At 69.4% G+C, this 21985-nt stretch carries 17 protein-coding genes; 8 read left to right on the top strand and 9 right to left on the bottom strand.

Features of this window, described 5'->3' with window-relative positions:
* Positions 1 to 10: 10 nt before the first annotated feature.
* From FJV46_RS01025 to FJV46_RS01015, 3 genes are read left to right on the top strand one after another with little or no spacing between them, the layout of a single operon-like run.
* Positions 11 to 751, top strand: a complete 741-nt coding sequence (locus FJV46_RS01025) for a CDP-alcohol phosphatidyltransferase family protein (RefSeq protein WP_232008604.1) — start codon at positions 11 to 13, stop codon at positions 749 to 751.
* Complete coding sequence (locus FJV46_RS01020) at positions 742 to 2085, top strand: Wzz/FepE/Etk N-terminal domain-containing protein (RefSeq protein WP_087030917.1); 1344 nt, start codon at positions 742 to 744, stop codon at positions 2083 to 2085. The genes FJV46_RS01025 and FJV46_RS01020 overlap by 10 nt, the downstream gene beginning before the upstream one ends.
* Positions 2078 to 3316 (top strand): O-antigen ligase family protein, encoded by a 1239-nt coding sequence (locus FJV46_RS01015; protein WP_126130563.1) that lies wholly within the window; start codon positions 2078 to 2080, stop codon positions 3314 to 3316. Before FJV46_RS01020 ends, FJV46_RS01015 begins: the two co-directional genes overlap by 8 nt.
* Here FJV46_RS01015 and FJV46_RS01010 read toward each other — a convergent pair.
* Positions 3281 to 5173 carry a right-handed parallel beta-helix repeat-containing protein gene (locus FJV46_RS01010; protein ID WP_087030911.1) on the bottom strand — a complete coding sequence of 631 codons (1893 nt, stop codon included), beginning with the start codon at positions 5171 to 5173 and terminating at the stop codon, positions 3281 to 3283. The two genes, FJV46_RS01015 and FJV46_RS01010, sit on opposite strands and share 36 nt — an antisense overlap.
* A gap of 241 nt (positions 5174 to 5414) precedes the next feature.
* Here FJV46_RS01010 and FJV46_RS01005 point away from each other — a divergent pair, with 241 nt between their 5' ends.
* The 3 genes from FJV46_RS01005 (at position 5415) to sufU (ending at position 8451) form a co-directional block, all read left to right on the top strand.
* Positions 5415 to 6566 (top strand): glycosyltransferase, encoded by a 1152-nt coding sequence (locus FJV46_RS01005; protein ID WP_087030907.1) that lies wholly within the window; start codon positions 5415 to 5417, stop codon positions 6564 to 6566.
* 119 nt (positions 6567 to 6685) lie between these two features.
* The gene (locus FJV46_RS01000; RefSeq protein ID WP_087030905.1) at positions 6686 to 8002 is read left to right on the top strand and encodes an aminotransferase class V-fold PLP-dependent enzyme; all 1317 of its coding nucleotides are present in this window, start codon (positions 6686 to 6688) and stop codon (positions 8000 to 8002) included.
* On the top strand, positions 8002 to 8451 hold the full coding sequence (gene sufU, locus FJV46_RS00995) for a Fe-S cluster assembly sulfur transfer protein SufU (protein WP_087030901.1): 450 nt from the start codon (positions 8002 to 8004) through the stop codon (positions 8449 to 8451). Before FJV46_RS01000 ends, sufU begins: the two co-directional genes overlap by 1 nt.
* A gap of 24 nt (positions 8452 to 8475) precedes the next feature.
* Here the strand turns inward: sufU and FJV46_RS00990 are convergent, their stop codons facing one another.
* The 4 genes from FJV46_RS00990 to FJV46_RS00975 form a co-directional block, all read right to left on the bottom strand.
* On the bottom strand, positions 8476 to 10077 hold the full coding sequence (locus tag FJV46_RS00990; protein WP_104150535.1) for a sensor histidine kinase: 1602 nt from the start codon (positions 10075 to 10077) through the stop codon (positions 8476 to 8478).
* A 178-nt stretch (positions 10078 to 10255) separates the two neighbouring features.
* Positions 10256 to 11632 (bottom strand): Na+/H+ antiporter NhaA, encoded by a 1377-nt coding sequence (nhaA, locus tag FJV46_RS00985; RefSeq protein ID WP_087030895.1) that lies wholly within the window; start codon positions 11630 to 11632, stop codon positions 10256 to 10258.
* A gap of 92 nt (positions 11633 to 11724) precedes the next feature.
* Entirely contained in the window at positions 11725 to 11946 is a 222-nt protein-coding gene (locus FJV46_RS00980; protein WP_087030892.1) for an SCO4848 family membrane protein, read from the bottom strand.
* 46 nt (positions 11947 to 11992) lie between these two features.
* Positions 11993 to 12490, bottom strand: coding sequence for a DUF2505 domain-containing protein (locus tag FJV46_RS00975; RefSeq protein ID WP_087030889.1), 498 nt, complete (start codon positions 12488 to 12490; stop codon positions 11993 to 11995).
* A gap of 240 nt (positions 12491 to 12730) precedes the next feature.
* Between FJV46_RS00975 and mfd the strand changes: the two genes are divergently transcribed.
* Positions 12731 to 16336 (top strand): transcription-repair coupling factor, encoded by a 3606-nt coding sequence (gene mfd / locus FJV46_RS00970; protein ID WP_087030886.1) that lies wholly within the window; start codon positions 12731 to 12733, stop codon positions 16334 to 16336.
* A gap of 81 nt (positions 16337 to 16417) precedes the next feature.
* On the opposite strand, the gene FJV46_RS00965 is transcribed toward mfd, so the two are convergent.
* From FJV46_RS00965 to FJV46_RS00950, 4 genes are all read right to left on the bottom strand, one after another.
* Positions 16418 to 16705: a hypothetical protein gene (locus tag FJV46_RS00965; protein ID WP_232008605.1), complete on the bottom strand. Its 288-nt coding sequence runs from the start codon at positions 16703 to 16705 to the stop codon at positions 16418 to 16420.
* 52 nt (positions 16706 to 16757) lie between these two features.
* Entirely contained in the window at positions 16758 to 17438 is a 681-nt protein-coding gene (gene deoC, locus FJV46_RS00960) for a deoxyribose-phosphate aldolase (protein WP_087030883.1), read from the bottom strand.
* Positions 17439 to 17506: 68 nt separating this feature from the next.
* Positions 17507 to 19255 (bottom strand): phospho-sugar mutase, encoded by a 1749-nt coding sequence (locus FJV46_RS00955; protein WP_087030880.1) that lies wholly within the window; start codon positions 19253 to 19255, stop codon positions 17507 to 17509.
* A gap of 136 nt (positions 19256 to 19391) precedes the next feature.
* Positions 19392 to 20192: a purine-nucleoside phosphorylase gene (locus FJV46_RS00950; RefSeq protein WP_087030876.1), complete on the bottom strand. Its 801-nt coding sequence runs from the start codon at positions 20190 to 20192 to the stop codon at positions 19392 to 19394.
* 243 nt (positions 20193 to 20435) lie between these two features.
* Between FJV46_RS00950 and FJV46_RS00945 the strand changes: the two genes are divergently transcribed.
* Positions 20436 to 21836 (top strand): NAD(P)H-quinone dehydrogenase, encoded by a 1401-nt coding sequence (locus FJV46_RS00945; RefSeq protein WP_087030873.1) that lies wholly within the window; start codon positions 20436 to 20438, stop codon positions 21834 to 21836.
* The last annotated feature ends 149 nt before the right edge of the window (positions 21837 to 21985 follow it).

Here is a 21985-nt window from a genome sequence, read left to right as displayed (position 1 = left end):
AAGGACTGACATGACCATGCGACCTGGGGCGCAACTGGAATTCCGCGAAGCACTGGACTCTCTCGCCAGCGCACAGAAGACATCGAAGGGAGCACCTGCATACTCGAGATACGTCAACAGGCGGCTGGGGAGGATCTTCGCGGCGGCGGCCTACTCCCGCAGGATGACACCGAATCAGGTCACCCTGATCAGCGCGGCAGCCACCGTGTCAGGACTGGCCGTGCTGGTCCTGACGGATCCGACCACCGGGACTGCCGTCCTGGTGGCCGCGCTGCTCGCGCTCGGCTATGCCCTGGACTCCGCCGACGGCCAGCTCGCGCGGCTGACCGGGACGGGTTCCTCCGCCGGGGAGTGGCTGGACCACACCGTGGACGCCTTCAAGGAGGGCAGCATCCACCTGTGCATCCTCATCTGCTGGTGGCGGTACCTCGATGTCGACACGGCGTGGCTGATCGTGCCGCTCGTGTTCCAGGTGCTGGGCACCGTGCACTTCTTCTCGTCCCTGCTGATGGATCAGTTGCGCAGGGCGCACCGGTCCGCAACGGGGTCGGTACCCGGGAAGACGTCGTCGTCGCTCCTGTACTCCCTGGCCGTCCTCCCCACCGATTTCGGCCTGCTGTGCGTGCTGTTCGTCCTCCTGCTCGTTCCTCCGGTATTCATCGGCGCCTACAGCCTGCTCATGCTCGCCAATCTCGCCTTCCTGGTGCTGGCCCTGCCCAAGTGGTACCGCGAGGTGAAGACATGGAGCTGAACGATTACGGACGCATCTTCCGGCGCCGCTGGCGCCTCATCGCCGTCTCGACGCTGATCGGGCTCCTGCTCGCAGCCCTCGTCACGGGACTCTCCGGGCGCACCTACGAGGCCGAGGCGAATCTCTTCATCCGGGCCGACTCGGATTCGAGTTCGAGCTTCGAGAATTCGCAGTTCGTCCTGCAGCGGGTGAAGTCGTACCCGGAGCTCGTCTACAGTCCCCAGGTGCTCACGCCCGTCCTGCAGGAGCTTGACTCGGCCCTGACACTGACAGAGCTGAGGGACCGGGTGGGCGCGAGCAATCCGGCGGAGACGGTCTTCGTCGATGTGACGGCCACCGCTCCGACGCCCGAGGAGGCCGCTACGCTCGCCAACCTGGTGGCCGAGAACCTGCGGGACGTCATCCGGCAGCTGGAGGGCGGGGACACGGCGCGCAATGCAGCGGTTGAAGCGTTCGTCACCGTTCCTGCCGTGGCCCCCGCCTCCGCGACGTCACCCAACACCGCGCTGAATCTCGCCATGGGGCTGCTCGCGGGGCTTTCCCTGGGGCTCATCGCCGCTCTCCTCCTGGGGAGCGGGTACCGCAGGATCCGGGGCGACGGCGATCTGCCCCGTTCGGTCGATGTCGAGGTGCTGGGCTCCGTGGCCGGTGGCGTGACCACCAGGGGTGGCCTCTCCCAGGAAACGGCGCTTCAGTACCGCGAGCTGATGACCGCGCTCCTCACCCGGCGTGGCGGGCAGCTCCCCAAGCTCCTCATGGTGACGGCTGTCGGGCGGCCGAACGAGACGTCGAACGCGTTCAGCCATCAGTTCGCATCCTTCATCGGTGATTCCGGTGCGCGTACCTGCCTCCTCGACGCGACGACTCCGGGGACGCCATCCGGTGACCCCGGAAGTGGCGGAAGCGCCCGGGAGATCGGGTTCACCGACGTCCTCGTGGGGGATGCGACCCTCAACGACGTCGTCTCCGTGTCCGACGCCGGGGTCCACCAACTGCCGATCGGTACCTCCACCGAGCGGATCAGCCACTCCCGGGCGGCTCGCCAGGGCGCGAGTATCCTCAAGGAGATCGACGACGCCTTCGACGTGACGCTCGTGCGCACCTCCTACGACTCGCACCCGCTGACCACCTGGACCGTCGCCCCGGTCGCAGAGGCCACGCTGGTGCTGGTGTCCCATGGCACTGCGTCGGCGGACGTCGAGGACGCCCTGCGTGAACTCCGGGCGATCGGGGTGGAACCGCTCGGGATGGTCGTCGTCGGTGGGCCGCGGCGGTCGGGCGGCCGCACGCGGGGACGTGCACACCTGGTGGTCCGGACCCCTGGTCGTGCGTAAGGCGCAGTACCGTTCCGCAGGGGCAGTCGTCATCTGGATCGTCCTCATCGTCAGTGTCACGGCATGGCGCAAGGGCGTCTACTTCGAGGGTGCCTTCGACACCGTCGTGATCGCGAAGGCGGCGCTCCAGGCGCTCGCCGTCCTGATGGCGCTGGCCCTGCGACGGACCGCGCCGACCGTTCACCCCGTGGCCGGGGGCCCCCTGCTGGCAGTGCTCGCCGTCCTCGCGGTCTCCATGGTCGGTGCGCTCGACGCGGGGGCGCCGGCCGCCTCCGCCGTCCTCGCGGTGCGGGTGGTCCTCCTCGCTGCGACGGTGGTGCTGCTGGCGTCGTCCTTTCCGCGGAAGGATGTCCTCGGCCAGATGGTCATTGCGACCGGCGTCGTCGGGGCGGTCCTCACCGTCACGGGTATCGGCACGATCGCCGGGGGCGGGCGCCTGGCAGGGACCCTCCTGCCGATCAGCCCCAACGGCCTGATCGTCCTCTGCGCCATCCCCGCGCTTGCGGCGATCCACCGCGTGCTCTCGGGCCGCGCGACCGCCGGCGCCATCATCGCCGCGTGCTTCTTCTCGCTCGCCTGCATCGCGACCCAGTCACGGACGGCCCTGCTCGGCATGGCCCTGGCCGCCGTGGTCCTTCTCCTCGGGGCCCGGTCGCTCCAGCGCTTCGTCGCCGTCGTCCTCGTGGCCGCCGTCCCGGTGCTGTTCGCCGTCGTGACCTACACCGGCCTCGTCGGGACACTCCTGAACCGCGAGGGAGAAACCTCCAACTTCACGCTCAACTCGCGCACCATCGCCTGGGACGTGGTGCTGCAGACGCCGTTCGAGAGCCTGCAGAAGTGGGTCGGTGCCGGGCTCTCGGTCAAGACCGTGCACGTGAAGGGACAGTACTGGAACGATCAGGTCCTGGACTCGAGCTGGATCTCGGCACTCGCCCAGACCGGGCTGATCGGCACCGCAGTCCTCGCCGCCCTTGTCCTCGTGGTCCTCGTCCTCAATCTGAGGGGCGGGAGCCGTAACGCGCTGCCGATCGCTCTCCTCGTCTTCCTGCTGATCCGGTCGTTCCTCGAAACAGGGCTTCTCGACGCCAGCGTCACCTTCATGGTGTTCATCGCCCTCGCGGCCACGTTCGTCCCGCCGCGGCAGGCGCGCGATCAGGTAGGGGAACCGGCTGTACCGGCCGATCCGCTCCGCGTGTCAGTCCCCGACAGGTCCTACCACCAGGCTGTCTGAGGGTACGTGGAGCAGCCCGGCGATCCGGGCTGGGAGGGGCTGCGCGACGACGGCTGATCGCACGGTATCGGTGACACGGTAGGTGACCGGGTCCACGATGGCCTGTCCCGTGAGCTCCATGTCGTGCTTCGCCTGGCCGGTGGCGTTCCTGAACCGCCCGAGCGTGGTGAAGACCGCAGGGTCCTCCGCACCCCTCGACCAGATGACGAGCCAGTCGGGGCTCGATCCTGTGGCCCGGTGGAAGACGTTCCCTGCCGTGGTCACTCCCATGGCTTCCGCCGACAGCTCGTCCGAGAAGTCCTCGACACAGAGGAGGCAGTTCCCCGTGGTGCCCGTGAGGACGTTGTTGCGGATGTCCACGGGACCGTTGATCCAGGTCATCGACGGGTCGGGGAACGGCTGTCGGGGGTCGTGCCCCGGAGCCTGCGGGTCTGCCGCGCGCCGCGGGTCCTGCACCACGTTGATCGGACGGCCGTTGTCGACGAACGCGTTGTTCCAGATCCCGACGCCACTGGTGTTGTTGACCTTCAGTCCGTGCCCCTGGTTGTCGGCAACGATATTGTTCGCGATGAGGGCGCGAGCCGAGATCTCGACCGAGATCCCATGGCTCCTGTTCCCGATCACATCGTTCCCCGACGCCGTCAGGTCGAACACCGATTCGTCGAACCAGAGACCGGTCCCGTTGTTGTCCCTGAAGATGCTGTCCTGCACCTGTACGGACCGGGAGCGGCCGATCTTGAACCCTCCGGCTGCCGGCGAATGGTTGAAGCCCTCGGTGTTGTTGCCCGTCACCTCGAGATCGATCGCGGACAGGCCGTCCGCGTACGTCGCGGAGGCACCGAGCATGCCGTTCTCCCTCAGCGTGATTCCCCTGAGGCTGGCGTCCGTTCCGGATACCGCGAGTCCGGTTGTGGAGGTCTGCTCGATCACCACGTCCTCGACGGTGATGTTGCTGCTCTCGAGGGTCACGGCGGCCATGTGGGGTACGGAGGGGGAGAACCGTCGCACGCCGATCCCCTTGATCGCGGATCCGGGCGACTGGACGGAGATGGCCTTCGCCAGCGAGCTGGCCCTGACCTCCTTGCCGGCCGGGTCGGAACCCAGGACGAGGCGGTGACTCGTGTAGTCGACGAAGAAGGAGCCGGGGACCACGTCGTCGAGGCTCGGTACCTGGCGCTGGGACGTGCCATCGATCCACACCTGGTCCGGGTGCGAGGCCATGGGATGCTCGGCGTTGACGAAGGTCCAGCCCGGCGTCGTCCCGTCGGCGTTGCCCCACGAGTAGGTCGGACTCGCGTCGAACTCCTTCGTCCATCCCTCGACGGCGAATCGTCCTCCGTCGGGTTCGACGCCGGTGACCGGCATGCTTCCGTCGAGCCACACCTCCTCGTCCGGGAACGACTGCAGGGTGATGCGTTTGGTGGAGGGGATTTTGACCGCTTCGAGGTAGGTACCGCCCCGCAGCACGACGGTCTGCCCGCTCTCGGCCCGGGAGATGGCCTTCTTGATCGTCGCCAGCGGGGCTTCCTCGGTCCCGGGAGCGGTGTCGTTCCCGCCGACGGCGACGAAGATGGCATTGCTCGGCACCGGGAACACCGTGGTGCCCACGGGTTCCGCTCCCGAATTCGGGCGCTCTCCGGGGACGGAGCGTGTCTCGGAAGCGGTCAGGACGCCGAGCGTCCGTGCCAGCACGCTGTCCTGGCGGACGTTCCCCGCCATGCCCGCGACCACCACGCCGGTCCCGGAGATCTCCTGGACCTGGGCCGGCACGCAGCCCGAGACGACGACGGCCGAACTGAGGACGAGTGCGCCGAGACCGACGATCTGCCCGACACGTCGCCGTTGGTGTTCGATCATAGATTCCCTTTGGCACGCGATGATGCATCGTCGGACACGGACGGTGGCGGCAAAATGCCGACACCGAATTCTAGCCCGTGGGGCAAGGCCGTGGTACCCCTGCCGAGCGACCCGTCCGGGCTGGACAGGGTGCTGCCGGACGGGGCGAGGAGCGTCCCTGTTTATGATGAGGAACGTCGACGCGCGGAACGGTCTGCCGCGACGGTTCGACCCGCCCCTGCACGGCTAGCCGGAGGTCTCCATGGATTTGACTGGACAGACGATCGTCATCGCGCACCCCTCGTCGGACCTCTACGGTTCGGACAGGATGATGCTCGAAACCCTCGCCGGTCTGGTCGATACGGGCGCCGAGGTGCTCGTGGTCATGCCGGCCGAGGGCCCGCTGACCCCGCACGTCGTCGCACTCGGGGCACGAGCGGTCGTGCTGCAGACGCTGGTCCTGCGGAAGAACCTCCTCTCCGCCAGAGGGGCACTCTCGATCGTCCGCCAGAGTGTCAATTCGGTGTGGGCCATCACCACGTTCATCCGCCGCACCCGGCCCGACATCGTCTACGTGAACACCGTGAGCATGCCCTGGTGGCCCGTCGTCGCGCGGCTGATGCGTCGGCGCGTGCTGGTACACGTCCACGAGGCCGAGGGGCATGTACGCCCCGTCATCCGGCGCCTCCTCACGCTCCCCCTGGTCTTCGCGTCCGAGGTGATCGCCAACAGCCGCTACACGATCCGGGTCCTCGCCGAGTCCCTGCCGGGGCGCGCTGCCCGTGCCCGGCTCGTCTACAACGGAGTCGCAGGTCCGTCGTCCGGCTCCGACGCGCGGGACACCATCGCCGATCCGGCCCGGCTCGTCTACTTCGGCCGGATCTCGCACCGCAAGGGCGTCGACGTGGCGATCGATGCCGTCGCCGAGCTGGAGCGCCGCGGACGAGCGGTCCGCCTGGATGTCGTCGGAGCTGTGTTCGAGGGCAACGAGTGGTATGCGGAGGGCCTCACCGAGAAGATACGCGAGCAGGGTCTCCAGGGCACGATCGAGCTGCAGGGTTTCCGGGAGGACATCTGGGGGGCCGTCGAGGCGGCGGATATCGTCCTGATCCCGGCGCGGCTCGACGAGTCCTTCGGCAACACGGTGATCGAGGCCGTGCTCGCGGCACGGCCCGCCGTGGTGTCGGCGATGCCGGGCCTGGTCGAGGCCGGCGAGCACTACGCCAGCGTGCAGTTCGTGGAGCCGGATGATGCCGGCCGGCTCGCGACGGCCGTCGAGGTGATCGTCGACGACTGGTCGACCTGGCGCGAGCGGGCCCTCCGTGACCGGACACGCGCCCAGGCCCACCATGCTCCGCAGCGGTACAGGGACCAGATCGTCGCGGTGATCGCCGGACGGACGGCGGCCTCCTAGCGCGTGGTCCCCGTTAGGCTCCACTGGGATGCCGCAGGCACCACCCGGGTGGGAGGATTAGCACAGACAACCCTTGCGTTATCGCGCAAGGGGCAGCCGGCTGATTCGAGGAGCCCGAAGTGCCCGTGGTAGCAACACCCGCGACCCTCACGCCGTCCCACGCGGGGCTGACGGACGCCGAAGTGCACCGGATCCGCAACGACTTCCCGATCCTCGGCACCGACGTCGGCGGCACGCCGCTCGTCTACCTGGACTCGGGCGCCACCTCGCAGAACCCGACCAGCGTCATGGAGGCCGAGCAGGAGTTCTACGAACAGCGCAACGCCGCGGTGCATCGCGGTGCGCACTCCCTCGCGGTCGACGCGACGGACGCGTACGAGGACGCACGCGCCGCCGTCGCCCGCTTCATCGGCGCCCGCACGCGCGAGCTCGTCTGGACCTCCAATGCCACCGAGGGCATCAACCTCGTGGCCTATGCGATGTCCAACGCGTCCCTCGGGCGCGGAGGAGCTGCAGCGCAGCGCTTCGCGGTGGGCCCGGGGGACAGCATCGTGGTCACCGAGATGGAGCACCACGCCAACTTGATCCCCTGGCAGGAGCTCGCGGCGCGCACGGGGGCGGAGCTGCGCTTCATCCCCGTGGACGACGACGGCGCGCTGAGCCTCGAGGCCGCGGCCGCGGTGATCACGGGCACCACCAGGATCGTCGCCTTCTCGCACGCCTCGAACGTGCTGGGCACCATCAATCCCGTGCATGAACTCGTCGCACTGGCGCAGGACGTCGGGGCCCTGACGCTGCTGGACGCCTGCCAGTCGGTCCCGCACCTTCCCGTCGACGCGACGTCGCTCGACGTCGACTTCCTCGTGTTCTCGGGGCACAAGATGCTCGGTCCCACCGGGATCGGTGCCCTCTACGGCCGCGCCGAGCTGCTCGATGCCATGCCGCCCTTCCTGACCGGCGGTTCCATGATCACCACGGTGACCATGGAACGTGCCGAGTACCTCCCCGCCCCGAACCGCTTCGAGGCCGGCACGCAGCGTATCTCGCAGGCCGTGGCGCTCGGAGCGGCGGCCAACTACCTGTCGGAGACCGGGATGGACCGCATCGAGGCCTGGGAGGGCAGACTGGGCGCCCTGCTCGTCGAGGGGCTCTCGGCGATCGACGGCGTCCGGGTCCTCGGACCGGGTGCCGGAGTCCCGCGGATCGGCCTGGCCGCCTTCGACGTCGACGGTGTCCACGCCCACGACGTGGGCCAGTTCCTCGATGACAAGGGCATCGCGGTCCGGGTGGGCCACCACTGCGCGCAGCCCCTGCACCGGCGCCTTGGGCTCACCGCGAGCACCCGTGCGAGCACGTACCTCTACACCACGACGGACGAGGTGGAGGCCGTCCTGCAGGCCGTCGCGCAGGTCCGTCCTTTCTTCGGAGCACAGTGATGAGCGGCCTCGAGCAGCTGTACCAGCAGATCATCCTCGACCATGCCAAGGCGCGGCACGGCTCACCCCTGCAGCACTACGACGGCGACGGCCGCACGGGCGAGTCCCACCAGCTGAACCCGGTGTGCGGTGACGAGATCACCCTGCGCGCCGCGGTGGCGGACGGCCGCGTGGACGCGGTGAGCTGGGACGGTGCCGGATGCGCCATCTCCATGGCCTCGGCCTCCGTCCTGACGGATCTGGTGCAGGGCGTTCCGCGGGACGAGGCGATCACCCTCGTGGACGCGTTCCGCGAGGTCATGCGGTCCCGCGGGCGGATCGAGGCGGACGAGGAGGTCCTCGGCGATGCCGCGGCATTCTCCGGCGTCTCGCGCTTCCCGGCCCGCGTCAAGTGCGCCATGCTGGCTTGGGTGGCCCTCGAGGAATCGTTGCTGGCAGCGAACGCCTGAGCCGTCAGGCGTCGACCCGGCCGATCACGCCGTGCGTGACTCCGCAGGCTGCGGCAGCACGATCGTGAAACACGTCCCCCTGCCCGGTTCGCTCCGCACCGTGATGGATCCGCCGTGCTCGCTGACGATGCTCCGCGTGATCAGGAGCCCCAGCCCTACGCCCGGGACGGTCGAGGCGCGCGCGGACGGTGACCGGAAGAAGCGGTCGAACACCTGGTCCAGTTCCTCCGCCGCGATGCCGATGCCGGTGTCCTCGACACACACCGTGAGCCCTTCGTCCTCCATCGACGCGTCGAGCGTGATGCGTCCGCCGGGTCGGTTGTACTTCACGGCGTTGCTGAGCAGGTTGTCCAGGGCCTGCCCGAGCCGCACGGGATCGGCGACCGCGGTCAGCGACCGGGGTGCCCGGTTCACGAGGTGCAGGCCCGCGCGGGTCGCTCGGACAAGACCCGAGTCCGCGGCCTCCGCGAGGACCAGCCCGACGTCGGTCGGTTCGGGATTCACCGCGAAGGTCCCGGCGTTGATCGCCAGCAGGTCCTCGACGAGTTGCTCGAGCCGGACGGCGTTGCGCCGGGCCACCTCCAGGTAGTGCGTGACGTCCTCGGGCAGGCTCTCGGCGAGTTCGAGGCTCACTTCGAGGTACCCGAGGATCGACGTCAGCGGCGTCCGGAACTCGTGGGAGACGTTGGACAGGAAGTCGTCCTTCGCCTCGAGGGCCAGCAGGAGCTCGGTGACATCGTTGAAGGACACCACCGTCCCGGCGAACGTGCCGTCGTCGTCGTACATGGAGTGGGAGAAGACGCTGAGGGCACGCTGCGCGCGTCCGCTGCCGATCCACACCTGATCGCCGTGCAGGTCCTGCCCCTGCACCGCGCGGGCCACCGGCCGCTCCTGGGGCGGGACGGGTGTCTCCCTGTCCGCGCCGAAGATCAGCAGCTCGCTCTCGTTCGGGTCGGGATTGCCCGGGGGAGCGGCGGCCGCGTGGGAGTCCCGCTGGCGGGCGTTCATCAGGAGGTCGTTCCCGCGTTCGTCCAGCGCGAGCAGCCCCACGCCGACCGTGTCGAGGACGGTCCCGAGCAGGCGTTCCCGGCGTCGGCCGGCCTCCACGCTCTCGCGCAACGCCGACTGCGACGCCCTGAGTGCCTCCTGGCGCCGCCGGTTGTCCTTCGTGAGCTCGCTGACGAAGGCCGCGAGGCCCGTCATCATGACGGGCAGCAGGATCGGGTTCACCAGGGCGTCGAGGGTCATGCGGAGGTCGCCCAGGAAGAAGGGGAGCCAGATGATCACCAGGGAGGCGATGACGGCGGTACCGACGGCCGTCCGGGTGCGCACGCGCGACGCTGCCATCCACACCGTCGGGAACGCCGCGAGGAGACCGACGCCGGTCAGGCCCTCGCCTGCCGCGGCCCGGGCGACGGCGATGGCCACGAAGTCGGTCAGGGGTACCAGGGTGACCCAGCGGCTCGGGATGCGGTGCCAGGGCAGGACGAGGCAGGTGGCCAGGACGACGAGGTTCAGGGCCCAGCCGGCGACGAAGAGAGCCGGCGAGGCGAGGTTCGCCGTCCCGACGAGTCCGAGGACCACGGTGAGGGTGAAGGTGATGGTGAGCGCGAGCTCGCTGAGCACGATCCGGCGTCGGCGGCTCAGACTGCTGCCGGGGGCGGTTCGGGCGGGCGGAGTCGCGCGGCCGGTCACACCGGCCGGGGCGCGCGGCGCTGCCGGTCCCTTCCGGGCACCGTCTGCCCGTCCGTCCGTCTCTGGTCCCCCCGGATCCCCCATGGCTGGATACTAGTCCGGCTGGGTTCTAGTCGTCGCGCCGCTCGATGACGTCGCGCTGCTCGTAGACGTCGGGGATGCCGTTCTCGTCGTCGTCCGCCGTCTCCTCCTCCACGATGCGGCGGTAGTGCTTGTTGCGGAGCCGGAGGACCACACTGGAGAGCAGGGCGGCTGTGAGGGAGGCCGTGAGGATGGCCACCTTCGCGTGGTCGTCGTGCTCGCTGCCCGCACCGAAGCTGAGATCGTTGACCAGCAGGGAGACCGTGAAGCCCACACCGGCGAGCATGCCGACGCCCAGGATGTCCCACCAGCTCAGTCCCGGATCGAGGTTGGCCTTGGTGGTCCGGGTGAGGACGAAGGTGGTGAGCAGGACGCCGATCGGTTTGCCGAACACGAGGCCCAGGACGATGCCGATCAGGACGGGGTCTGTCAGGGCCGAGACGAAACCCTCCGCACCGCCGATGGCCACGCCGGCCGAGAAGAAGGCGAAGACGGGTACGGCGAAGCCCGTGGAGAGCGGCCTGAAGCGGTGCTCCAGGACCTCCGCGAGACCGGGCTTGTTCGGGCGGGGCAGGACGGGCTTGCCTCCGGACTTCCGCAGCACGGGGACACAGAATCCGAGCAGGACCCCTGCGACGGTCGCGTGGACGCCGGATGCGTGCATGAGCGCCCAGGTGGCGACGCCGAGCGGAAGGAGGATGAGCCACGGTCCACGCGTGGTGCTGCCGAAGAACTTGGGCCGGTGCTGCGCGAGGAGGGCGAAGAGTCCGAGGGGCAGCAGCATCCACAGCAGGAAGACGAGGCTCACGTCCTCCGAGTAGAAGAAGGCGATGATCGCGATGGCGATGAGGTCGTCGACCACGGCGAGCGTCAGCAGGAACACCCGGAGGGCGCCGGGCAGGTGCGAACTGATGACGGCCAGCACGGCCAGCGCGAAGGCGATGTCCGTGGCCGTGGGAATGGCCCACCCGCGCAGGGTGTCCGGCGACGAGAGGTTCACCGCCGTGTAGATGAGGGCGGGCACGACGACACCACCGAAGGCGGCTGCGACCGGCACGATGGCACGGTTGATCCGTCGGAGGTCCCCGGCGACGAATTCGCGTTTGAGCTCGAGCCCCGTGAGGAAGAAGAAGACCGCCAGCAGGCCGTCCGATGCCCACGAGCCGACGGAGAGCTTCAGGTGCCAGGGCTCGTAGCCGAATTCGAAATCACGGATGGCGAAGTACGACTCCGAGAACGGCGAGTTGGCCCAGAGGATGGCGAGCGCTGCTGCGATCAGGAGCAGGATGCCGCCCACCGTCTCCTTGCGGAGGATCTCCGTGATGCGCAGGTTCTCGGAGTAGCTCGAGCGCTGCAGGATCACGCGCCTCGAGCCGGACGCCGCGGGCGTTTCATCGTGGGCCATGGTGTTTCCTCGCGGATCTCGAACGTCGACGGAACTGGATGGGGACTACGGATCGGGGCCCGCAGGCTGCGTGTGCCTGCAGGCAGGGCGCCTCAGGCGAGCAGGGCGCGCACTCCGATGACGGCGGTCGCGGCGCCGAGGATCATCGACGTCGAGATCAGCATGATGTGCACGGTCAGGAACCGGGTGGCGGCTCCGTTCCCGTCACGTGAACGCGGGTCCTTGAGGATACGGCGCAGGAACGGTGGCCAGACGATGAGGGTCCAGACGCCGGCCAGGATCAGGATGAGGGCGAGCGGGGTGGGGAGCTGCATGATGTGCGGGGATCTTTCGGCTGGAGGGGGAGAGCGGCCGGCGGGGTCAGTGGTTCTCGAGCCAGGCGCGGGCTTCGGTGGCCTGGACGTTGAGCGCCTTGCCGATCATCGGTTCGGCCGCTCCGGCGATCTTCCCGCCGAGGAAGGGGATGGAGGACGTGACGTTCCCCTGGAGGTCGACGACGGTGGAGTCGCCCTGGCTGATCAGGCGCTGCACGGCGGCAACGGTCAGTGGGACGTTCGCCACCGTCATCCTGACGGTGGCCTCCCGCGAGCCGTCGGCCGCCGGGGCGCTCCACTCCTCGGTCTGGGTGACGGAGAGAGTCTCGCCCACGAACTTCCGTGCCATGTCCGGCAGGCGACGGGTGGGCATGGTGCGGACGGCCGTCACCGTGAACGCGCCGGAGGTGTCCCCGTCGACGGTGAGGGACTCGAGGGTGCCGCCCACGTACTCGCTCATGTGCCGGACGAACCCCTCATCGGTGAAGACGCCGAGCACGGTGGCGGCGTCGTAGGGGAGGGTGGTGGAAGCGTTCAGGGCCATGGTTCCTCCATGAGGTGGACGGTGCTGCAGGGTCAGGGTCTCGCAGCAATCCTACGGCCTGGGGCCCGGCGGGCAGGGGCCGCCGGGAGCCGCCCGAAGCGTCAGGGCCCCTTGGTAGTCTGATCAGGACCCCGGAGACGATTCGTCTTTCCGGGCTTTTGTGCTGTCCCAGCCCGGCAGCCGCGTCGACGCGCGGACCGGCTCGAGACGGCGGAACCGACGCCTGAGGAGCACCTGACAATGAGTCTGAACGGATTGCGCGCGGCACTGGCCAGCGATGCGTCCTACGCGCGCGTGCGGACCAACGCCTCGCGGTCCGTGGAGCAGCGCAGCCCCGATCTCGAGATCGGGGCACCCGCGGGCATGCGCGCCCCGCTGATCGCGGAGATGGTCGACGGGCTCGCGGTCGCCGGCCCCGGCGACGGACTGCCCGGCGGCGCCGCGGCTCCCGTGGTCCTCGCGATCACGGCGACCGGGCGGGAGGCCGAGGATCTGGCCCAGGCACTCCGCAGCTATCTTCCCGAAAGCGCCATCGAGGAGTTCCCGAGCTGGGAGACCCTCCCGCACGAGCGCCTCTCGCCCCGCTCGGACACCGTCGGTCGCCGGCTCTCTGTGCTCCGCCGGCTCGCCCACCCTGACGGCAACCCCGTCAGAGTCATCACGGCCCCCATCCGCGCGGTGGTCCAGCCCCTCGTCGCGGGCCTCGGCGAGCTGGAACCCGTCACGCTGAAGGTCGGCGACGAGATCGCCTTCTCCGACGTCGTGAAGGCGCTCGCCGACGCCGCCTACGCACGCGTCGACATGGTGACGCACCGCGGGGAGTTCGCCGTGCGCGGCGGCATCATCGATGTCTTCCCGCCCACCGAGGACCACCCGGTCCGCGTCGACTTCTTCGGTGACGAGGTGGACCAGATGCGCTGGTTCGCCGTCGCCGACCAGCGGTCGCTGACGACCGGCGAGCCGCCGGCAGCCCTCTACGCCCCGCCGTGCCGCGAGATCCTCATCACGCCGTCGGTCATGTCGCGCGCCGCGAAGCTGCAGTCGGAACTGCCCGCCGCCGCAGCCATGCTCGAGAAGATCGCGGGCGGGATCGCCGTCGAGGGCATGGAGTCCCTCGCCCCGGTCCTCGTCGATGCGATGGTCCCGTTCGCGGGCGAGCTGCCCGCCGGTTCCATCGCCGTCGTGATCGAACCCGAGAAGGTCCGTGCACGCGCCCACGACCTCGCGGCGACCAACGAGGAGTTCCTCGCCGCCGCGTGGTCCACGGCGTCCGACGGCGGTGCCGCGCCGCTCGATCTCAGCGAGGGGCTGGGCACCGATCTCCAGGAGGCGAGCTTCCGTTCGCTGACGGACACGCGGGCGACGGCGCTCGCGAACTCGGTCGCCTGGTGGGGGATCACCTCCTTCGGCGCCGACGAGGAGCTGACCGATGTGGACAGCTTCACCCTCCACGCCCGCGAGCCCCGCGGTTACCAGGGCGACGTCGCCGAGATGATGGACTTCATCGGTGGGCGCGTCCGCGACCAGTGGCGCGTGGTGGTCGCGACGGAAGGGCCAGGCCCGGCCCAGCGCCTCGCGGAACTCTTCCACGACAACGACATCCCCACGAGCCGCGTCGATTCCCTCGACGTCCCGCCGCAGGCCGGCATCATCGAGATCACGACGGCGTGCGCCGGCCGCGGATTCGTGGTGGACGGTCTCAAGCTCGGGCTGCTCACCGAGGCGGACCTGCTCGGGCGCACCAGTGCCTCCGGGACGCGCGACATGCGGAAGATGCCCTCCCGGCGCCGCAACGCCGTCGACCCCCTGCAGCTGAAGGACGGCGACTTCGTGGTGCACGAGCAGCACGGCGTGGCGCGCTTCGTCGAGCTGATGCAGCGCTCCACCGGGGCCGGACCCACGCGCACCACGCGCGAGTACCTCGTCCTCGAATACGCGCCGTCGAAGCGCGGTGCGCCCGGTGACCGGCTCTTCGTGCCCACCGACCAGCTCGACCAGGTGACCCGGTACGTCGGCGGCGATGCCCCTGCGCTCAGCAAGATGGGCGGGTCGGACTGGAGCAAGACCAAGAACCAGGCGCGCAAGGCGGTCAAGGAGATCGCGGGCGAGCTGATCCGGCTGTATTCGGCACGCATGGCCTCGCGGGGTCACGCCTTCGGCGCGGACACGCCGTGGCAGCGTGAGCTCGAGGAGGCGTTCCCCTACGTGGAGACCCCGGACCAGCTGACCACCATCAACGAGGTCAAGGCGGACATGGAGCGCGAGGTGCCGATGGACCGGCTCGTCTCGGGCGACGTCGGCTACGGCAAGACCGAGATCGCGGTGCGGGCGGCGTTCAAGGCGGTCCAGGACGGCAAGCAGGTGGCCGTCCTCGTGCCGACGACGCTCCTGGTGCAGCAGCACTTCGAGACCTTCTCGGAGCGGTTCTCCGGCTTCCCCGTCCGGGTCCGTGCCCTCTCGCGCTTCCAGACGGCGAAGGAGTCGCGCGAGACGGCGGAGGGACTCACCTCGGGGGCGGTCGACGTCGTCATCGGCACGCACCGCCTGCTGTCGAAGGAGATCTCCTTCAAGGATCTCGGCCTCGTGATCGTGGACGAGGAGCAGCGGTTCGGGGTGGAACACAAGGAAGCGCTGAAGAAGATGCGCACCAATGTCGACGTCCTCGCGATGAGCGCCACGCCCATCCCACGGACGCTCGAGATGTCCCTGACGGGCATCCGGGAGACCTCCACGCTGGCGACGCCGCCCGAGGAGCGCCACCCGGTGCTCACCTACGTGGGGCCGTACACCGACAAGCAGGCGTCCGCCGCCATCCGCCGTGAGCTGATGCGCGAGGGGCAGGTGTTCTTCGTGCACAACCGCGTCTCGTCGATCGACCGCACGGCCGCGCACCTGAAGGAACTCGTGCCGGAGGCACGGGTGGCCGTCGCGCACGGACAGATGACGGAGTCGCGCCTCGAGCAGATCATCGTCGACTTCTGGGAGAAGCGGTTCGACGTCCTCGTGTGCACGACGATCATCGAGACGGGTCTCGACATCTCCAACGCGAACACGCTGATCGTGGACCGGGCCGATTCCTACGGCCTCTCGCAGTTGCACCAGCTGCGTGGACGCGTGGGGCGAGGCCGGGAGCGGGCGTACGCCTACTTCCTCTACCCGTCCGAGAAGCCGCTCGGCGAAGTGGCGCTCGAGCGGCTGAAGGCCGTCGCGTCCCACAACGAACTCGGCGCGGGCATGCAGCTGGCGATGAAGGACCTCGAGATCCGCGGCGCCGGCAACCTGCTCGGCGGGGAGCAGTCCGGCCACATCCAGGGCGTCGGATTCGACCTCTACATCCGCCTGGTCGGGGAGGCCGTGGCGTCCTTCCGGGGCGAGGCGGAGGAGAAGGCGGCAGAGATGAAGATCGAGCTGCCCGTGAACGCGCACCTGCCGCACGATTACGTGCCGGGGGAGCGGCTGCGACTGGAGGCCTACCGCAAACTGGCGGCGGCCCTGACGGACGAGGCCATCGACGCGGTCGTCGCGGAACTCGAGGACCGCTACGGCGCGCCTCCGGCCGCCGTGGAGAACCTGATCGCCGTGGCGCGCTTCCGGGTCGCCGCACGCGCCCTCGGCCTGACCGATGTGGCGCTGCAGGGGAACTTCATCAAGTTCGCGCCGGCAGAACTGCCGGAATCGAAGCAGCTCAGGCTCGGCCGCATGTACCCTGGTGCGGCCGTCAAGCCCGCCATGAACGCCGTCCTGGTACCCAAGCCCAAGACGGCGCGGATCGGCGGACGCGACCTCGTGGACGCGGACATCCTCGCCTGGGCGAAGAACGTGCTGGACGCCGTCTTCACACCGTAGGCATCCGGCGCCGCACGAAGAAGAGGCCGTCCCCCCACGGGGACGGCCTCTTCATGTGTCAGGCTGCGTTGCAGCGCGTCGCTAGGAGCTGACGGCGGTGCCTTTTTCCTTCTTGTCCGTCCGGTTGCCCTCGGCGAGGTTGTACCCGGTGTCGGCCCGGCCCAGGATTCCCTGCGGGATGTAGAACACGAGGAAGGCGACGACGACGATCACGGCCATCGGCCACACGGTGTCCAGGGTCAGCCAGTTGAGCAGGTAGATGCTCAGCAGGAATGCGCCGAAGATCAGCCCGAAGACCACGATGTTCTCGACGAGGTGCCCCTTGCCGGCGTGGGCGGGGTGGTTCTCGGTGTCGGCCTGGTGTGACATCGGTGCTCCTTGCGGGGTCGGGAACTGCTCGTGCTGCGGTATCGATGCGCCGTCAGTAACCTGCGGCGCCCTGTTCTCCCTTAACGATAGCGACTCCGGAGCTCGCCCCGATACGCGTGGCTCCGCCGTCGATCATCGCGCGCGCGTCCTCGAGCGAGCGGACGCCGCCCGAGGCCTTCACCCCGAGGTCGGGCCCGACCGTCCTCCGCATGAGAGCCACGTCCTCGACCGTCGCACCGCCACCGTTGAAGCCCGTGGAGGTCTTCACGAAGTCGGCCCCTGCCTCGACGGCGGCCTCGCACGCAAGCACTTTCTGCTCGTCCGTCAGGAGCGAGGTCTCGATGATGACCTTGAGGATCGCGTCGTGTTCGTGGACGGCGTCGGCGACGGCGCGGATGTCCTGCACCAGCAGGTCCCTCTCCCCGGCACGGGCTGCGGCGATGTTGATGACCATGTCGATCTCGTCCGCGCCGTCGGCGACGGCGCCGCGGGCTTCCAGGACCTTGATCTCGGTGGTGGTGGCACCCAGGGGGAACCCGATCACGGAGCACGTGAGGACGTCGCTGTCCTTCACGGCCGTCCGGACGGTGCTGACCCAGACGGGATTCACGCAGACGGACTTGAACGAGTACTCGACGGCCTCGCGGCAGACCGTGAGGATCTGCTCACGGCTGGCCTCGGGCTTGAGGAGGGTGTGGTCGATGAAGGAGGCGAGGGATACGTCGGTAGGCATCCCCCCATCCTTCCATGCCCGGCCGGCTCCCGACCCGTGGACGGGTGGCTGGAGCAGGCCGTCCCGGCTCAGAGTCCGAGGGCCTCGCCGACGTCGCGTTTCACGGCGTCGAGCCGGGCGCGGGCCGTGGCCTTGGCAGCGTCGAGTTCGGCGGCCGAGCCCACCGGCTCGACGACCTCGAGGTAGCACTTGAGCTTCGGCTCGGTGCCGCTGGGCCGGATGATCACGCGTGTCTCGTCCTGCGTCAGGTAGAGCAGCCCATCCGTGGGCGGCAGCTGCGCGGAACCCTCCGCGAGATCCTCGGCGATGCTCACGGGTGAGGCCGCGAAGGACGACGGCGGGGTCTCGCGCAGCCGGTTCATCATGGCGCCGAGGAGGCCGAGGCTACCGACGCGCACGGACAGCTGGTCCGAGGCGTGCAGGCCGTGCACCAGGAAGGCGTCGTCGAGCAGATCGAAGAGGGTGCGACCCGCGGCTTTCGTCGCAGCCGCGAGTTCAGCGAGCAGGAGAGCCGCGGAGATCCCGTCCTTATCGCGCACGAGCTCGGGCGCCACGCAGTAACCGAGCGCCTCCTCGTACCCGAAGGACAGGCCGTGCACGCGGGCGATCCACTTGAACCCGGTGAGGGTCTGGGCGTGATCGATGCCGGACACGGCGGCGATCCGGCCGAGGAGGCGGGAGGAGACGATGGAGTTCGCGAAGACCTCGCGCACAGGCGCGCCGGATCCGCCGTCGCGCCGGGCACCCGAGAGGCGCGCGGCGAGATGCAGGCCGAGCAGCGTGCCCACCTCGTCACCCCGGAGCATGCGCCAGGCGCCCGTCGATGGTTCGTGCGCGGCGAGGGCCACGCGGTCGGCATCGGGGTCATTGGCGATCACGAGATCGGCCCCGGTCCGTTCGGCGAGCTCGAGGGCGAGGTCCAGGGCGCCCGGTTCCTCGGGATTGGGGAAGGCGACGGTGGGGAAGTCGGGGTCGGGCTCGGCCTGGCGTTCGACCATCCTGACGTCGCCGAAACCTGCGGTGGCGAGGACCGACTGCGCGGTCCGACCGCCCACACCGTGCAGCGGCGTCAGCACGATCGCGAGGTCGCGGTCGGTGAGGGCGGGGTCGGTGAGGGCGGCCACGACGGAGATGTAGTCGGTCTCGATGCTCGCGGGCAGGACGGTCCATCCCTCGGGGGCGAGCTCGATGTCTCCGCGGGCGCTGACGGCGTCGATCCGGGCCGCGATGCCGGCGTCGTGGGGTGCCACGATCTGCACGCCGCGCGCGTCCTCCTCCACGGAACGCCCGCCGAGGTAGACCTTGTACCCGTTGTCCTGCGGCGGGTTGTGGCTCGCGGTGACCATGATGCCGATCTCGCACTGCAGGGCGCGGATGGCGTAGGCCAGGACCGGCGTGGGCAGCTCACTCGGCATCAGGAACGTCTCGATGCCGGCAGCGGTGAAGATGGCGGCGGTCTCCTCCGCGAAGACCCGGGAATTGTGGCGTGCGTCGAAGCCGACGACGGCGCGGGGCACATAGGCCCCGCCCGCGAGGTCGAGGGCATGGGCGGCGACGCCGGCGGCCGCGCGGCGGACCACCACGCGGTTCATCCGGTTGGGGCCGGCTCCGAGTGCGGCGCGGAGCCCTGCGGTACCGAAGGCGAGGGGACCGGCGAAACGGTCCCGCAGGTCCTGTTCGGAGACCACCGCAGCGGCGCCGTCCTCCCGGACCTGAGCCACGAGTGCCCGCAGCTCCGCGGCGGTCTGCTCGTCGGGGTCGGCAGCGGCCCAGGCGTCGGCGGTGGCGAGGAGTGTCTCGAGGTCCGAGGTGGTCATGCTGGTCCCTTACGGTCTGTCATGAAACGGTCTGTCATCGAACGATCTGTTCTGGACGGCTGCCTGACGGGAGCCGATACTGCTTCGACACTGTTCCCCGCCTCGGAGCCGCCGGTACCCGCGGCGTCGCGTGTGCTCAGAGGGCGGCGACGATGTCGGCCAGCAGCCGCGAGATGCGCGGTCCTGCCGCCTGCCCTGCCTCCAGGACCTCGGCGTGGCTGAGGGGGACCGGGCTGATGCCCGCGGCGAGGTTGGTGACCAGGGAGATGCCGAAGACCTCCATACCGGCGTGGCGCGCTGCGATCGCCTCGAGTGCGGTGGACATGCCCACCAGGTCCGCGCCGATCCGCTTCGCGTACTGCACCTCGGCGGGGGTCTCGTAGTGGGGTCCCGTGAACTGGGCGTACACGCCCTCGTCCAGCGTCGGGTCGACGGTCCGCGCGATCTCGCGCAGTCGCACGGAGTAGAGATCGGTGAGATCCACGAACGTGGCTCCCTCGAGGGGGGAGGACGCCGTGAGATTGATGTGGTCGCTGATCAGCACCGGCGTGCCGGGCTGCCACTGTTCCTGCAGGCCGCCACAGCCGTTGGTGAGGATCATCGTCGTCGCACCTGCGGCAGCGGCCGTCCGGACACCGTGCACGACGGCGCGGACGCCCTTGCCCTCGTAGTAGTGCGTGCGGGCACCGAGGACGAGTGCGCGCTTGCCGTTGGGCGTGAGGACCGAGCGGACGGTTCCGGTGTGGCCGACGACGGCGGGGGCCGAGAACCCGGGGATCTCGGCGGCGTCGAGCGTGTGCGTGGTCTCGCCGATGAGTTCGGCGGCCTCGCCCCAGCCTGAGCCGAGGACGAGTGCGGTGTCGTGCCGGTCGATGCCGGTGGCTCGGGCGATGTGGCCGGCAGCGTCGCGGGCCAGGTCAAAGGGATCAGAAGTCACCGATACAACCTACCCTCTGCGGAATGCGCCCCACCACCGGTTTGCCCGTCCCACCGGTCCGCCCGTCCCGCCGGTTCGCCCGTCCCGCCGGTTCGCCCGTCCCGCCGGTCCGCCCGTCCCACCAGTCCCACCGTTCCGCCCGTCCCACCGGTCCGCCCGTCGGAGGAATTCGGGGCGACGACGGGCACGCGCGCGGCGCCGCGGGCATTTCGGGGTGTCGGTGGCATGGGCGATACTTGATGCGTGGCAAACCAACTCGACTTCAGTTCATTGCGCCTGGCGATCCTGGGTGGGGGGCCCGGCGGCTACGAGGCGGCCCTCGTCGCGGCATCGCTCGGTGCGAAGGTCACCATCGTGGAGCGACAGGGCCTCGGCGGGTCCGCGGTGCTCACCGATGTGGTGCCGTCCAAGACGCTCATTGCGACCGCGGACACCATGACGCGCTTCACCGACGCGAGCGGGCTGGGGGTTCGATTCTCTGCCGACAACAGCGTCTTCGCGGACCTGGACAAGGTGAACCAGCGGCTGTTGAAACTCGCCGTCGAACAGTCCTCGGACATCCGTGCCACCCTCGAGCGCCTCGGCGTCACCGTCGTCATCGGCTCCGGCCGGCTCCTCGACAACCATCGACTCGAGGTGACCTCCGACGAGGGCACGGACATCGTCGAGGCCGACGCCGTCCTCCTCGCCGTCGGCGCTACCCCGCGTGAGCTGCCCAGCGCCATGCCGGACGGCGAACGCATCTTCAACTGGACCCAGCTCTACAATCTCCGTGAGATCCCGGAGCACCTGATCGTGGTCGGCTCGGGTGTCACCGGGGCCGAATTCGCCAGTGCCTACAACGGCCTCGGGTCGAAGGTGACCCTCGTCTCGAGTCGCGACCGCGTGCTGCCAGGGGAGGACGCCGACGCAGCGGAGGTCCTCGAGGGCGTGTTCAAGGATCGTGGCATGACCGTGCTGTCCCAGTCCCGCGCGCAGTCCGTCGACCGCACGGATGACGGCGTGATCGTCCATCTCTCCGACGGCCGCAGCATCGAGGGCAGCCACTGTCTCGTGGCGGTCGGAGCCGTACCCAACACGGCCGGGATCGGGCTCGAGGAGGCGGGGGTGGCCGTTGGTGAATCCGGGCACATCCAGGTGGACGGCGTCTCCCGCACCACAGCTCCCAACGTGTACGCGGCCGGCGACTGCACGGGCGTCTTCGCCCTCGCCTCGGTGGCGGCCATGCAGGGCCGGATAGCCATCGCGCACCTGATGGGCGATTCGGTGAGTCCCATCAAGCTCAAGCAGGTGGCCTCGAACATCTTCACCTCGCCGGAGATCGCGACGGTCGGGGTCACGGAGGAGGACATCGCCTCGGGCCGCTACCAGGGCGACGTGGTGAAGCTCTCCCTGCACACGAACGCCCGCGCCAAGATGATGAACGTCAAGGACGGTTTCGTGAAGGTGATCTCGCGGAAGGGCTCGGGCACCGTCATCGGAGGTGTGGTGGTGGGCCCGCGGGCCTCGGAGCTGATTTTCCCGCTGGCGCTGGCCGTGACCAAGAAGCTGCACGTGGACGACGTGGCCAACACCTTCACCGTGTACCCGTCGCTGACCGGTTCCATCTCCGAGGCTGCCCGCCGCCTGCACGTCCATCTCTAGTCCAGGTCGCCGTGGGGGTCGGCTTCATCCAGTTCCCGGTGTCCACATGGTGGACGCGCTTATCCACCCTGTGGACACCGGTGGTCTGATGTCGGGGTACAACTGAAGCACGGATCCCGGGCTGCGCCGTCTTGAGCGGAGGCGGGCCC

Origin of the sequence: Arthrobacter agilis, assembly GCF_006494655.1 — a bacterium.
GTDB lineage: Bacteria > Actinomycetota > Actinomycetes > Actinomycetales > Micrococcaceae > Arthrobacter_D > Arthrobacter_D agilis.
This window is presented reverse-complemented; position numbering and strand designations above follow the sequence as displayed.

Bases quoted from the DNA above. Each gene is read 5' to 3' on its own strand.
- sufU (WP_087030901.1), top strand. From the start codon at position 8,002: ATGAGCGGCCTCGAGCAGCTGTACCAGCAGATCATCCTCGACCATGCC.
- FJV46_RS01005 (WP_087030907.1), top strand. From the start codon at position 5,415: ATGGATTTGACTGGACAGACGATCGTCATCGCGCACCCCTCGTCGGAC.
- FJV46_RS01025 (WP_232008604.1), top strand. From the start codon at position 11: ATGACCATGCGACCTGGGGCGCAACTGGAATTCCGCGAAGCACTGGAC.
- FJV46_RS00965 (WP_232008605.1), bottom strand. From the start codon at position 16,705: ATGTCACACCAGGCCGACACCGAGAACCACCCCGCCCACGCCGGCAAG.
- FJV46_RS00955 (WP_087030880.1), bottom strand. From the start codon at position 19,255: ATGACCACCTCGGACCTCGAGACACTCCTCGCCACCGCCGACGCCTGG.
- mfd (WP_087030886.1), top strand. From the start codon at position 12,731: ATGAGTCTGAACGGATTGCGCGCGGCACTGGCCAGCGATGCGTCCTAC.
- FJV46_RS01020 (WP_087030917.1), top strand. From the start codon at position 742: ATGGAGCTGAACGATTACGGACGCATCTTCCGGCGCCGCTGGCGCCTC.
- FJV46_RS00980 (WP_087030892.1), bottom strand. From the start codon at position 11,946: ATGCAGCTCCCCACCCCGCTCGCCCTCATCCTGATCCTGGCCGGCGTC.
- nhaA (WP_087030895.1), bottom strand. From the start codon at position 11,632: ATGGCCCACGATGAAACGCCCGCGGCGTCCGGCTCGAGGCGCGTGATC.
- deoC (WP_087030883.1), bottom strand. From the start codon at position 17,438: ATGCCTACCGACGTATCCCTCGCCTCCTTCATCGACCACACCCTCCTC.
- FJV46_RS00975 (WP_087030889.1), bottom strand. From the start codon at position 12,490: ATGGCCCTGAACGCTTCCACCACCCTCCCCTACGACGCCGCCACCGTG.
- FJV46_RS01010 (WP_087030911.1), bottom strand. From the start codon at position 5,173: ATGATCGAACACCAACGGCGACGTGTCGGGCAGATCGTCGGTCTCGGC.